Here is a 14359-nt window from a genome sequence, read left to right as displayed (position 1 = left end):
ATGGCAGCCTGCGGCGCGGCCACAGCCGTGACGGAAGCGACCGCGGTCACAGTCACAAACCCGCGCGTAACAGCTCTCCGCACCCGGGCGGAGTTGGAGTCGATCTTCTTCATTCTGCTTGCGCTTCCCCCTGCTAGGTCCCCGCGGCCGGTCACCGGTGTGCGGGGTGGTCGGAGGCGCAGTCTGGAAGATCGAAAAAGGACCGTCAAAGTGGAATTGACTGCTCCTGCCCGTTGAGCCGCCACTTTGCCGAGCTATCACGTGACTTGACGCCAATCTTTGACCGAAAGGCGGCTTGTGAAGACTGATAGGAACTCGCCAGTAGATCGGAATCTCTTATTCCGTGCGGAGGGCCGGTGGGAGGCGCGGGCGGTCATGGCTCCGTCCCCACCCCCCAACGACCCCCATGGCGCCTGGGTCGTGGCGGTGCCGGCGGGTCGCCCACCCCCGGGCGGCGCCCCGCGACGACGGGGATGTGAAGGAAAAATGTGGGCGGGTACACATCATGTTCGGTGTTTCTCCGGCGGGTTATCATCCGGCGCCACCGGTCGATGTCACCCCGATGAGGAACCGCGCGGTGGCGTGAATCGTTCGGTGGACGCCACGGGTTCCGAGCGGTCCGGGCCAGGGCGCCGGCCCTCTCCGGTCGGCTCGGCCGACCGTGGACGGCGGCGCCGGAGTACCCGCGTCCCGACTCCGGACCGGACGGGCACACTGCGTGACGCCGACCCGCTCGGGCGGGGCTGAGTACGCCTCATCTCCGGCCGCCCGTCGCGTTGTCAGTGGGGCCCGCTAGTGTCCCGCTCATACCGCAGCTCAGGGGGATTCGGCCCCCTGGTGAACGCTGCGCGCGATCCGACCGGACACGGCGAGGGGGCAGCGAGCAATGGGCTGGCAAGCAGTGGGCGAAGGGTATGAAATCGCCCTGATGGAGGGTCGGGTGACGGCACGCGCCGTAACCGGCCGGGCAGCGGGACGGCAGTTGAAGACGCTCCCCAAGGCCCTGCGCGACCACCCCCACGTGGACCGGTTGCGCCGTCTCGCGGAATGGCTGGAACGGCACGATGCCGCGTGCGTGGCACAGGTGGACGCATGGATGGTCTCCTCCCTGCCCGTCCCCACCGCTCTGCTCGCCCGGGTCTGGCCGGACGAGGCCTGGCAGGGCGCCCTCCGCGACGTCGTGGTGGTCGGCGACGACCCGGACGAGCCGGGCTTCCTGCGCGGCGCCACCGACTCCGGGGAACTGCGGGTGGTCAACCTCGACGGCGAGACCGTCCGCCTGTCCGCCCGTACGGTGACCCTGCCCCACCCGGTGCTGCTGCCCGACCTGGACGACGTCCGCGAGTTCGCGGCCGAACTGGGCATCGTGCAGCGCGTCGAGCAGATCCACCGCGCCACCTGGCACAAGCCCGGGGACCTGGGGGCCACCGCCACCGAGGTCAAGGAGTACGCCGGCGGCTCCTACCCCAACCGGTTCCGTCTGGCGGCCCGCGCGACCGCCCTCGGCTACCGGATATCCGGCGGCTACGCCACCTGCCCCGTGCGCGACGGCGGCCGCGGTCTGGAGGCGGCCGTGTGGATCGGGGAGCCCTACTGGGACGGTGACTCCGCCACCGGGGCCCTGACCTGGCAGGACGACGACGGCCGGGCGGTCCGGCTGCGGGAGGTCGGACCGGTCGCCTGGTCCGAGGGGATGCGGATGGCCGCCGCGCTGTACGCCGGCCGCACGATCGAAGAGGGCGGGAACGCATGAGCACCACCACGACCACCACGACCAGCACGGCGACCGACACGGCCACCACCACGACGGCCGGCACGGCGACCACGAGCGAGGCCGCACTGCTGCTGGACGCCGGCGCGGTCCTGCCCGCCGGCACCGAGGACGCCGGACCCGGCGCGGTGGAACTCACCGCCCGCGCCTACCGCCACCCGGGCCTCCCCGAGGACCGCGTCGTCGTCCGCCTCGCCCCGGCCGAACTCGGCGCCGCCGAAGACCTCGCCGCCGGCTTCCTGGGACTCGTACCGGACGGCGAACCGGCCGTCGTCGGCCTCGGCCGGCGCCAGGCCCTCGGCTTCCCCGAATGGGTGCTCGTCCACCACCCGGAGGACGGCCACCACGCCCTGGCGCTCGTACCCGAACTGGAGCGCGTCACCCGCCAGGCGAGGACCAAGCCCAAGGCCGCCCTGGAAGCCTGCCAGGAGCTGGCCGGCCGGCTGTCCGCCTCCCTCCCGCACTTCCTGCCCGTCTTCCAAGAAGAGGCCGCCCGCATCTTCCTGTCGGTGGAGAACCCCACCTACGCCGCGCAGTTGTTCACCCGCGCCCGCAAGAGCGAGGCCAACCACGGCCTGCCCGTGGACGAGGACCGGCTCGACGCCGTCTTCCTGGAGTTCGCCCTGGCCGGCGCCCTGCCCGTACGGGTCCTCACCTCCTACGCCAAGGAACTGGAGGCGCGCGTACCCGCCCCCCAGGCGTACGAGCGGTTCCGCCGGCTGTGCGTACGCCGCACCGCGGGCGGCATGGTGCCCTCCGCCCAGGTCGCCGTCGCCCTGCGCCGGCTCGCCCGCGCCGCCGGCCTCGACCCCGCGCGGGCCGAACAGGACTACCTCGCCGAACTGCTGCCGCTGCCCGCCACCCAGCGCGCCGCCGCCGGCTGGTGGAAGGCCCACCGGGCCGCCCTGGTCGCCCTCGCCCGCCGCGAGCCCGCCGTGCGCGGCACCCTGCTGAACATGATGCCGCAGTGCGAGGACCACAACGGCGGCGAAGTCACCCTCATGTGGCTGGAGATCCTCGAGGAGTCCGGCGCCACCGCCGGCCTCCACCGGTCGACGGTCCCCGCCGAGGAGCGCAGCGCCGACGGCACCGCCGGCTGGCTGGAGCGCTTCCACACCGCCCGGCACACCGGCTGGGGCCGTCGCGCCACGCTGCCGCTCCTGCTCGACCTCGTGGAGCGCTCCGCCGGACAGCTCCGCACCGAACTGGCCCGGCCCGGCCGCGAGACCGGCCTGCGCATCGGCGTCCAGGACGTCGACCTGCTCGACCTGCTGCTCTGCCTGGACCTGACCGTCGCCGCCCCCGAGGAGCACCACGCACTCGACCTGGAGGACTGGGCCCTCGCCGACGAACGCCGCGACCTGCTGGGACTCGCCGCCGACGAACGCTTCCGGTCCGCCTTCACCCGCGCCCTGTCCAACTGCGGCGACACCGAGGACGGCAGGACCGTGATGCGCCGCATGGCCGGGTCGCCCGGCGGCCGGCCGATCCTCGCCGCCTGGGTCCGCGACGTGGCGCGGGCCACCGCCACCACCGGTCTGCCCGGCTTCCCGCAGGCCGTCGGGCGGCTGACCTGGCTGCCCTCCGAGGCCCTCGTCCTCGCCGCGGAGGACGTGGCCGCCGTGGGCGCCACCGACGTCGGCGCCCTGCTGTCCCGCACCCTGCGCGGCGGCCTCTTCGAGGAACTGGCCTGGCCCGCCTGGGAGGAGGCCCTCGCCGAGCTCGACCCCCGGGGGAACGGCCGGAACCTCACCGTCGTCAGCGCCTGGCCCCACCTCATCGTGGCCAACCAGCGGCAGGTCCGGGTGATCGACGCCCACTCCACCGTGCTCGTCCACGACCTGCGCATCCCCGGCAACGACCAGCGCGCCACCGGCTTCCAGTACGTCGACGGGGCGCTGCTCGTCTCCTGGCGCGCCTGGTACGGCGGCGGGGAGCCCCAGGCCTACTGGCACACCGCGCCCGACCGGGTCTTCACCCTGGACACCGGCGGCAACCCCTGGCGGCTCGGCCTCCAGCTCATCGGCCTGCCGCTGCCCGACGGCGGCCTCGCCACCGGCTCCGGCGTCCTGCACCGGGGCGACACCCGGCTGCCCGAGGAACGGCAGATCATCTCCGACGGCAGGTCCCACTGGACCTGGCAGACGGCCGAGGAGGCCGCCGCCGCGAGCGGCCGGGCCGACCACGACGGCCCGCGGCGGTCCGGCGGGGACGGCGAACGGCCCCCGGCAGGCTGGGTCGAGTACGACCCGTCCGACGGCACCACCGGCCGGCGCTCCCTGCCCGCCTTCCTCACCGACGCCCTGCGGGGCCACCCCCACGGCAGCACCCTGCTCGCCGACGCAAGCTGGCTGCGCCCCGCGCCCACCGTGGCGGACTCCGTGCTCGGCGCACCCGCCGACGGCCTGCTCGGCTGGCGGGTCGTCGACATGCCCGGCCAGGGCTGGCACGCCACCGACACCGCCGGACGCAGCGTCACCGTGCCCCGCGGCGGCGAACGCCCGCTCGCCGCGGTCACCTTCCCCGGCGACGACCGGCCCCGCGCCCTCTCGGTCAACTGGCAGCAGTTCCGGCTCACCGACCCGGACGGCGCGGTCACCGCCGAGTGCCGCTGCCGCACCGGGCACGCCGTCGCACCCGGCCCCGAGCCCGTCCTGCCGCCCGCCGACCACTGGTACTGCCTGCGCCCCCGCGACCACCAGGGCTCGCTGGCCCTCCGGGCGGCCGACCGGGACACCGCCGCCGCCCTGCTCGCCTCGGCCGCCGACGCCACCGACCGCGAGGACCTGCCCGCCCTCGTCCGCGCCGCACTGCCCCAGGTCACCGACCCGGCCCTGGTCCAGGGCGTCGTGAACGCGCTCGGCTTCGCCCTCGCCCAGCGGTCCACCCTGGAGGAGCTCACCGCACGCCTCACGGCCGCGGTCCGCGGCGACACCGGCGCGAAGCTCCCGAAGGGCCCCGCGGACGGCCTGCTGGACCGGGCCCTGGACGGCCTCACCGGTTCGGTCCGCTACGGCTGGTGCGGCACCGAGGACGACGGCGTCTTCCAGGCGCTGTGCGCCTTCGCCGCCGCGGCCGCCGACACCGAGGCGACGACCGCACCCGGCCGGCTGCACACCGAGCAGCCCGCCCTGCCCCACACCGCCCTGAACTGGACCCCGCTGCTGGAGCACCCCGCCGCCCTCGCCCACCGCGCCGCCTCCGCGACCACCGACGAGGAGCAGCGCGCGGCCCTGCTGACCCTGCTGACCAGGATCGACGCACTCGGCCTGGCCTCCGCGTCGAACGGCCGCTGGCGCCGCGTCGTCGTCCACCTGACCCAGCAGGACCTCCGCCGGCCCGACGGCACCGCGTACAACGCCTACCACAGCGCCGTCCTCCCCCTCGGCGGCGGCGCCTTCCTCGCCACCGACGGGACCTGCGTCCAGGCGAACGACGGCTACGAACTCGGGGCGGTCCAGTACGACCCCACGGGCCGGTTCACCCTGCCCGAGCCGTACACCTTCCGCCGGGCGACCCCGCTGGGCGACCCCGGCCGAGAGACCGGCTGGCTCACCCGCTTCCTGGCCGCCGCCACCGAGCGCGGGGCCGCGCCCTGGCTGCCCGGGGCCGCCGCCGAGTTCGCCCGGCTGACCGGAGTGGGCGACACCCTGGCCCGGCTCGTGGTCGCCGGCCTGCCCGGCGTGGACACCTACGAGCGCAGCTTCCTGACCGCCGGCCAGCGAGCCACCCTCGCCGTGAAGGTGGCCGAGGCGGCCGTGGCCCGGGAGGAGCTCAAGGCCCTCACCGCCGAGGTGCGCCGGTCGCTGGTCACGGCCCTGCTGCCGGCCGACCCGGTCCGGCTGTGGACGGAAGGGCCGGACGTGGCCGCCGCCGCCGAGGTGTGGAACCGGCACGTCGGCCGCCGCAGGCCCGTCCCGGAGTGGCTGGTCACCGAGGCCCACAAGGCGGTCCGCGGCTCCTGGCCCACGCTGCGCGCGCTGCCGGCGGTCCTCGACCCCGACGCCAGCCCCGCGTTGAGCACCGACGTGCCCTGGACGGTCAAGGGGGACCGCATCGCGCCCCGCGAACCGGTGGGCCCGGGCGGCTCCGGCGACACGTTCTCGGCGGACGTCCTCACCGGCGCGGTCGCCATGGCGGCCTGGCTGGCACACCGGCTCCCCGCCGGCGACCCGCTCCGCGCCCTGCTGCCCCCGGCTCTCACGGCCGTCCGCCGGCGGCTCGCCGCGCCCGAGCTCATGCTGACCTTCTGCGGGTACGCCAACCTGCCCCGGTTCCGCAAGGCGGCGGGCACCCCGACCCGTACCACCGAGCACTTCGAACAGTACGGTGCCGTGATCATGGCCACGCACGACGACCAGCCCATGCCGGCGGTCGTCCCGGCCCTGCTGGACTCGGCCGGGCGTGACCCGTACCTGCCGCTGCTGCGCCCCACCGACCAGCGGCTGCTGCCCGTCGAAGTGGCCCTGCGGATCGTCGCCGACCCCCGCTTCGCCGCCCTGCTCGCCGACCCGGGCGCCCCGGCCGGGGGAGCGGCCGACGCCGACGGCACGTGGTGGCCGCAGGACCCGACCCGTTCGGTGCCCGAGCTGGTGACCGAGGCGGCGGCCACGTACGGGCTGGGCGCGGACGCCGCCGCCCTGTACCTGATGCTGCTGGCCATGCCCGACCCGACCGACCGCAACACCGCCCGCTGGACCGGCTGGAAGCCGGCCCGGCTGAAGGCCGCCCGAGCGGAACTCGGCGCCACCGGCCTGGTGGTGACGGCCACCCGGACCCGCGCCGGACGCGGCCTGTTCCTGCCCGGCGGCTGGATCGAGACGTCCGCGCCGACGGTGCCGCTGGAGGAGTGGAAGGCACCGCTGTTCGACCTGCTGGCCGACCGCGACCCGGTGCTCGGCACCCTGGCACCGACGGAGCCCCCGGCCGAGCTCTACGGCAGGGCCTGGCAGCGGGTCCGCGAGGGCGACACGCCGCGCTTCGCGGAACTGAAGGTCAAGCGCCGCGCCCGCCGGCGCTGACCGCGCCCGTAGCGGCCGGGCACGTCCGCCACCGTCGTCACGACCCGCCGGCCGGGGTCCGCCCCGACCGGCGGGTCGAGCCCGGCCGTCGCGTACGCCGGGGCACGCGTTCCGGCGCGTGCGCACGACGGGCCGCCCGGGCACACCGCCGCCGGTGTGCCCGGGGGACCCGTCCGGCCCGCGCCCCTCGACACCGGCACCAACGCATCACCGGCACCAACGCACCACCGCATCACCGGCACCAGCGCACCAGCGCACCACTGGCACCACCGCACCAGCGCACCACCGCATCACTGCCACCAACGCACCAACTCACCACCGGGGCCAACGCACCACCGGCACCGACGCCCCAACCACACCGACACCGACACCACCACGACGTCACGCACCACCGACACCGCGACGCAGAGGAAGCCCGATGACCACCACCGAACAGCCCGCCCCCGCCCCGGCAGCGGCACCCCCCGCCCGCCAGGTGCTCCCCGCCGAGGAGCGGTACGCCGCCGAACTCGCCTTCCTCACCGCCCAGGACACCGGCCCCCGCCCGCCCGGCTGGGCCCTGACCCCGCGCGCCGTGGTCACCTTCGTCTGCGGCAGCGACGGCGAGGAACTCACCCTCCCCGCACCGGCCGCCGGGCTTCCCGCCCGAATGGTCATCGGCCCCAAGTTCGTGGGCGAACGCGCCCTGGTCGAACGCTGCGTGGTAACCCTCGCGGGTGAACGCGGTCTCCTGCTCGTCGGCGAGCCCGGTACCGCCAAGTCGCTGCTGTCCGAACTCCTGTCCGCCGCCGTGTGCGGCACCAGCGCGCTGACCGTCCAGGGCACCGCCGGCACCACCGAGGACGCCTTCCGCTACGGCTGGAACTACGCCCTGCTGCTCGCCCAGGGCCCCACCTCCCAGGCGCTCGTGGACTCGCCCGTCCTCACCGCCATGCGCACCGGCCGGGTGGCGAGGATCGAGGAGATCACCCGCTGCCTGCCCGAGGTGCAGGACGCCCTGGTCTCCCTCCTGTCCGACCGCCGCGTCAGCGTCCCCGAGCTCGGAGCGGCCGAGGAGGCGCAGATCAGCGCCGCCCCCGGTTTCACCGTCATCGCCACCGCCAACCTCCGGGACCGCGGCGTCTCCGAGATGTCCGCCGCCCTCAAGCGCCGCTTCAACTTCGAGACCGTCCACCCCATCGCCGACGCCGACACGGAGACGGACCTGATACGTCGTCAGGCGGTCGGTGCGGTGGAGCGCGCGGGAGCCGCCTTCGGGGTGGACGACGCCGTGCTGGACGCCCTCGTCACCGTCTTCCGCGACCTGCGCACCGGCCGTTCCGCCGAAGGCTGGGACGTCGAGCGGCCCGGCACGGTGATGTCCACCGCCGAGGCGGTGCAGGTCGCCGCCTCGCTGGGCGTCGCCGCCGCCTACCTCCCCGGCGGGGACGTACTGGACCTGCTCCCCGGCCACCTCCTCGGCGTGGTCCGCAAGGACGACCCCGCCGACCACGGCCGGCTGCTGGGCTACTGGGACGGACCGGTCCGCCGGCGGGCCGAGGAGGGCTCCGCCATGTGGCGCCGGCTCTGGGACCTGCGCGGGAGCCTCCGGTGACCCAGACCGAGCCCTTGCCCCAGCCCTCGCATCCCGGTCCGCGCGCCGCCGTGGAGGCGCTCGCCGCGACCCGTACGCCGTTCCTCGTCGGCGTACGCCACCACAGTCCCGCTCTGGCGGCGGTGGTTCCGGACCTGCTGGACGCCTCGGGGGCCGACGTCGTGTGCGTCGAGCTCCCCGCCGACTTCCAGGACTGGCTGCCCCATCTGGCGGACCCCGAGACCCGGGCCCCGGTCGCGCTGGCCGGGGCCGGAGCGGACGGCCGCCTCGCGTTCTACCCGTTCGCGGACTTCTCGCCGGAGCTCGCCGCCCTGCGCTGGGCCCGCGAGCGCGGCGCCCGCGTGCTGTGCTGCGACCTGCCGCTGGCGGACCGCGGCTGGGACGGTACGCCCGAGGGCCCCGGCCCGGACGCGGGCCCGGAACCCGGCACCGCGGAGGACGGGGGAACCACCGCCCCGCCCTCCTACGCCGACGCCCTGACCGCGGCCGGTACGGGCCGCGACGGTGACGACCTGTGGGACCGCGCCGTCGAGGTGCTGGCCCCGGGCTGCTCGCCCGAGGCGGTCCGCCGGGCCGCCCTCGGCGTCGGCTGGGCGCTCCGCCAGGACGCGGCCGCCCAGGGTGGGGTACCGGCCACCGACCTCGCCCGTGAGGCGCACATGCGCCGGGTCGTCGCCGAGGCCGCGGCCGGGGGCGGCACGGTCGCCGCCGTCATCGGCGCCTTCCACGCCCCCGCGCTGTCCGGCACCCCGGTGCCCGTGCCGGCGGATACGGACGCCCCGTCCCCGCCGAGCCGGGTCACCGACCCGGGCGACGGCCCGGTCACGGCCCCTGGCGGCGGCTCCCCTGTCGCCGACCGGGAGACCGCCCGGCTCACCGCCCCCGCCCCGGGAGACGCACCGGTCACCGACCCGGGCAGTGGCCCGATCGCCGCCCGGCCCGCCGACGCGCCCGCCGTCCTCGGCGGCGACCCGGCGACCGCCTCGCGCTCCGACGGCTCGGTCACCGACCCGGACGACGGCCCGACTCCGCCGGCCGCCCCCGTCACCGCCCCACGCACCGGCTCCCTCACCGCCCCGCCCGGCGCCCCCGCCGCCGGCCTCCCCGCCACCCCGCCGTCGGGCGACGGTGCGGTCACCTCGCTGGTTCCGTACTCGTACGACCTGCTCGACTCCCGCTCCGGCTACCCCGCCGGCATCCGGGACCCGTTGTGGCAGCAGGCCGTCCTGCGGGCCGGGGGTGATCCCGGCCGGCTGCACGCCGCGGTCGCGCGTGCCGTCACCGACGTGTGCCGTGAGCTGCGCGCCGCCGGGCACACCGCCGGAACCGGCGAGGCCGCCGAGACCCTGCGCCTCGCCTGCGACCTCGCCCGGCTGCGCGGGCTGCCCGCGCCCGGCCGGGGCGAGCTCCTCGAGGCCGTCACCACCGTGCTCGGTCACGGCGAACCGCTGGGCCGGGGCCGGGCCCTGGCCGCCGCGCTGGAGACGGTGCTCGTCGGCACCGGGCGCGGGGTGCTCTCCCCGCGCACCCCCCGGTCCGGCCTCGGCCCGAGCGTCGAGGCCGAGCTGGCGCGGCTGCGCCTGCCGTGCCCCGAGAACCCCGACCCCCGGGAGGTCCGCCTCGACCCCCTGCGCTCCGCACTCGACGGCCGCCGCGAAATCCTGCTCCAGCGTCTCGCCACGTGCGGTGCGGGCTACGGCACACCCCTCACGGTGGCGGCGACCGGCGACGGCACCGCGCTGGGCACCCGGTGGCGGCTGTCCTGGACGCCCGCCGTGCCGGCCCGTCTCGACCTGGCCGGCGTACGGGGGGTGACGGCGGCCATGGCCGCGGCCGGCACCCTGCGGGAGACCGCCCGCCGCGAGGCCGCCGGGGGCGGGGCGACCTGCGCCCAGATCCTCACCGGGCTGACCGCGGCGGCCCGCTGCGACCTGCCCGAACTGGTCGACGACCGGCTCGTCGAGGCCGCCGCCGTCCTGCCCGCCCTGGCGACCCTGCCCGAACTCCTCGAAGCCGTCGACCTGCTGGAGGCGCTGCACCGCGGGCACCTGCCCGGCACGCGGCCCGAGAGCCGGGCCACCGCGTCGGCACTCGCCGCCGAACTGCTCGAATCCGCCGTCGGCGCACTGCCGGGCCTCGCCGGAAGCGACGACGACGCCGACGCGGCCGCCCTGGTGGCGCTGGCGGACCGGGCGGCGGGCCGCTTCCTCGGCCTCCGCCTGGACGAGGCGCTGCGCGAGCTGGCCGCCACCGGCTCGCCGCTGATGCAGGCGGCGGCGCTGGCGGTACGGGTACTGCTCGACCTCGACCGGGCCGCCGAACTGGGCCGGCGTGCCGCGGGATGGCTCGACACCGCCACCGACGCGGACGGCAGGCGCCGGCTCATCCGGCGGCTGCGCGGGCTCCTGTCCGCCGCCGGACCGCTGATCGAGTCGTCCTCCGCCGCCCTGGACCCCCTGCTGGACCGGGTGGACGGCCTGCCCGACGGGGAGTTCCTGGACCGGCTGCCGGCGCTGCGCGGGGGGTTCGACTCGCTCGGCCCGGCCGCGCGCGACCGTCTGCTGCACACGGTCACCGCCCGCCTCGGTGACCGCGTCGACCTGTCGCTGGACGCCCCGCCGGCCCTCCTCGCCCTGTGGGCGGCCGCCGACGCGGCGGGGGCGACCGCCGTGGCCGCACTGCCGGCCGGCCTGCGCCCGACGGCCCCGGCGGGGACCGACGCGGCCGGGGAAGCGGACTCCGTACGACGCACCGATCAGGACGGTGGCACCGCGCCGGCGGAGAAGGACTCCGCACCCGCCGCCGCCGTGCGGCGGATCACCCCGGCCGACCGCTGGCGGCTGCTGCTCGGGCGGCAGCACGACCGGCTGCCGGCCGACGCCCGCCGCTACGCGCGCGCCCTCGACGAGCTGTACGGCGCGGGGCGCGGCGAGGGCGCGGACGAGATCGGCACCGGCGGTGGTGGTGGTGGGCTGGAGGCTTCCTTCCCCACGGCCCGCGAATGGTCCGAGGAACTGGAGGCGCTGTTCGGTGCCGACGTCCGCGAGGAGGTGTTCGCCGAGGCGGCGGACGCCGGCCGCACCGATGTGCTCACCCAACTGGACCCTGCCTCCGTGCGCCCGTCCGTGGAACTGCTGACCTCGGTGCTCTCCCTCGCCGGCGGCCTGCCCGAAAGCCGACTCCAGCGTCTGCGCCCGCTGGTGAAGCGGCTGGTCGAGGAGCTGTCGCGGGAGCTGGCGACCCGGTTGCGCCCGGCGCTCTCCGGACTGAGCACGCCCCGCCCGACCCGCCGCCCCGGCGGGCGGCTGGACCTGCCGCGTACCGTACGGGCCAACCTGGCCCACACCCGGCTGCGGGAGGACGGCACCCCGGTCGTCGTCCCCGAACGGCCCGTGTTCAGCACCCGGGTGAGCCGTGCGGCCGACTGGCGGCTGGTCCTCGTGGTCGACGTCTCCGGTTCGATGGAGGCCTCGGTCGTGTGGTCCGCGCTGACGGCCGCCGTGCTGGGCGGTGTGCCGACCCTGTCCACCCACTTCCTCGCCTTCTCCACCGAGGTGGTGGACCTCACCGACCGGGTCGACGACCCGCTCTCGCTGCTGCTCGACGTACGCGTCGGCGGCGGCACCCACATCGCGGCCGCCCTGGCGCACGCCCGCACGCTCATCACGGTGCCCAGCCGCACCCTGGTCGTCGTGGTCAGCGACTTCGAGGAAGGTGCCCCGCTCGGCGGGCTGCTCGCCGAGGTGCGCGCGCTGGCCGGCTCCGGCGCCCACCTGCTCGGGTGTGCCGCCCTCGACGACACGGGCACCCCGCGCTATTCGGTCCCCGTGGCCAAGCAGCTCGTCGCGGCCGGGATGCCGGTGGCCGCCCTCAGTCCCCTCGCCCTCGCCCGCTGGGTGGGCGACCGCCTCCGTGGAGAAGCCCGTTGAGCACCGACCGCACCTTCGACCCCGCCACCGGGCCGTTCCCGCCCGTGGCTCCCGAGGTCCTCGCGGAAGCCGTCGAGGGGCTCACCGGCCGGCTCCGCAAGAAGCTCGACGCGGCCGTCGAGAGCTGCGGCGAGCTGGCCCGGCCGGGCGCGGACGGCACCCTCACGGTCCGCTTCGGCGAGGACGCCGAGGTCACGGTGAACCCCGGCCCGCCGGGTGTCGTGACGCGCGCCGAACAGGTCGTGTGCACCTGCCTGCTGGCGCCCCGCTGCCTGCACCGCGCCGCGGTGCTCGGCGCCGCCCCGCTCGCCGGCCCCGAGGACCTGCCGCCCGCCGAACCGCACGGGGAGGACGGCCCCGACCAGGACCAGGACCAGGACCAGAGGCCGGACCAGGACCCCGCCCAGGGCGCCGACGCGACGCCCCGCCCCGGACCCGGCACGGGCCCCGGCACCGAAGCCGCCGCCGTGAACGACGACCCGGATCCCGGTCCGGCGCGGGGCACGGCATCCGGCGCGGCGGCCGTCCCCGGCCCGCCCCCGACCGCCGCGACCGTCCCCGCCGCGCCCCCGACCGCCGCGCAGTTGCGGGCGGCGAGCGCCCTGTGGCAGGCGGCCGCCGGAGCGCTCGCCGGCGGGGTGCCGGCCGCCGGAGCGGTGGTCCAGGCCGAGTTGCTGCGGGCCGCGCACGGTGCGCGGCTCGCCGGGCTTCCCCGCGCGGAGGCCGCCGCCCTCCGGGTGGTGCGGGGTCTGCGCAACACCCGGGACCGCCGCGCCGCCCTGCGGCTGTCCGCCCTCACGGAGTCCTTCCGCGAACTGCTCCACGTCACCGGGTCGGTCGCGGCCGGCACCGGCGGCCCGGCCCTCACCGGAACCACCCGGCGCGCCTACCGCGAGGGCGGCAGCCTCCGCACGTACGGCCTGTGCCGGGAGCCCGTGCTCTCCGCCACCGGGTACGGGGGCGTGGTGACCCACCTGATCACCCCGGACGGCACCCCGCTCCAGGTGTCCGACGTCCGGCCGGGCGGCCTGGCCCGGGCGCGCGGCGCCGGTTCCGCCTCGGTCGCGCTCGGCGGCGCCACGCTCGACCACGCCGGACTGGCCCGCGGTGGCCTGCTGGTGGTGGGCGCCACCGTCTCACCGGACGGCCGGCTGGGCAGCGGGCGGGGGGTCAAGGCCACCCCGCTGCGGGGCGTTCCGTGGACGGAGGAGCCCGCGGCGGCCCTCTTCGCCCACCCCGCGGCCCAGGTCGTCGCGGCCCGGACGGCGGACCCCGACGGCGCCCCCGAGGCGCTGCTCGGCTGCGACGTCGCCGTGGTGGCCGCCGTGGGCGACCACCTGCTGGTCCGAGAACTGGCCGAGGACGGTGCGGTACGGTCCGGCGCCCCGCTGCTGCGGCTGCTCCCCGGCCACCCGCACCCCGAGCTGGCCCACACGGAGAACCTGCGCCGGCTCCGTACGTGCCCCGGGCTGCGGTTGCGGGTGCTGGGCCGCCCGGACCTGTCCCGCGCGGCGACGCTGCGCGCGCTGGCGGTGGGCCCGGTGCCCGGCGCGGAGTACACGCTGCGCCTGCCGGAGGAGTGGCTCGGCCGGGCGGACCTCGGCTACGACCGGCTCCAGGGCGTCCACCTGCCGACCGGGGACCGCCGGCCGGCCGACGACCCGGCGGGACCCGCCGGCCCGGTCCCCGATCCGCTCGCCGACTCACCCCTGTGGCGGATGCGCGGGCTGCTGGAGACGGGACTGTCGGGCGGCCGGCGGGCGGTCGCCGAAGCGGCCCGCGACGGTGCGGTGGCCGGCAGCCTGGTGCCGCTGCGCCGCGCCGGGCTGACCGCCGCCGCCGAACGGGCCGGCGCGCTGGTCGCCGAGGCGGGCCGGCGGCCCCGTGACGCCTTCGGCCGCCTCACCGACCCGGGCACCGACGCCTACGCCCGTGCCTGGCTGGCCGTGGCCACCCACCTGGCGGCGGCGGAGCGTTCCCTGGTCGCCGCGTCCTGGTCGAGGCACTAGGTCGTGTCCGCGACGTCTCGCCCGGCGCAGCGCGT

At 76.9% G+C, this 14359-nt stretch carries 5 protein-coding genes; all 5 read left to right on the top strand.

From position 1 onward, the window contains the following. The first annotated feature begins 886 nt into the window (after window positions 1–886). A complete protein-coding gene (locus ACF068_RS28795) occupies window positions 887–1753 on the top strand; it encodes a DUF4132 domain-containing protein (RefSeq protein WP_392277216.1) in 867 nt (288 codons plus the stop codon). Beyond that, window positions 1750–6792, top strand: coding sequence for a DNA-binding protein (locus ACF068_RS28790; RefSeq protein ID WP_392277215.1), 5043 nt, complete (start codon window positions 1750–1752; stop codon window positions 6790–6792). The genes ACF068_RS28795 and ACF068_RS28790 overlap by 4 nt, the downstream gene beginning before the upstream one ends. A 418-nt stretch (window positions 6793–7210) precedes the next feature. Continuing rightward, window positions 7211–8386, top strand: coding sequence for an AAA family ATPase (locus tag ACF068_RS28785; RefSeq protein WP_392277214.1), 1176 nt, complete (start codon window positions 7211–7213; stop codon window positions 8384–8386). Further along, the gene (locus ACF068_RS28780; protein ID WP_392277213.1) at window positions 8383–12315 is read left to right on the top strand and encodes a DUF5682 family protein; all 3933 of its coding nucleotides are present in this window, start codon (window positions 8383–8385) and stop codon (window positions 12313–12315) included. Before ACF068_RS28785 ends, ACF068_RS28780 begins: the two co-directional genes overlap by 4 nt. Continuing rightward, window positions 12312–14324: a hypothetical protein gene (locus tag ACF068_RS28775; protein WP_392277212.1), complete on the top strand. Its 2013-nt coding sequence runs from the start codon at window positions 12312–12314 to the stop codon at window positions 14322–14324. Before ACF068_RS28780 ends, ACF068_RS28775 begins: the two co-directional genes overlap by 4 nt. The last annotated feature ends 35 nt before the right edge of the window (window positions 14325–14359 follow it).

The organism is Streptomyces sp. NPDC016309 (genome assembly GCF_043077235.1).
GTDB lineage: Bacteria > Actinomycetota > Actinomycetes > Streptomycetales > Streptomycetaceae > Streptomyces.
Note: the sequence above shows the minus strand (reverse complement) of the source record. Positions and strands in the feature narration are given on the sequence as shown.

What these genes read in the sequence shown, in the direction of transcription:
- ACF068_RS28795 (WP_392277216.1), top strand. Translation starts at nt 887, where the DNA reads ATGGGCTGGCAAGCAGTGGGCGAAGGGTATGAAATCGCCCTGATGGAG.
- ACF068_RS28790 (WP_392277215.1), top strand. Translation starts at nt 1,750, where the DNA reads ATGAGCACCACCACGACCACCACGACCAGCACGGCGACCGACACGGCC.
- ACF068_RS28785 (WP_392277214.1), top strand. Translation starts at nt 7,211, where the DNA reads ATGACCACCACCGAACAGCCCGCCCCCGCCCCGGCAGCGGCACCCCCC.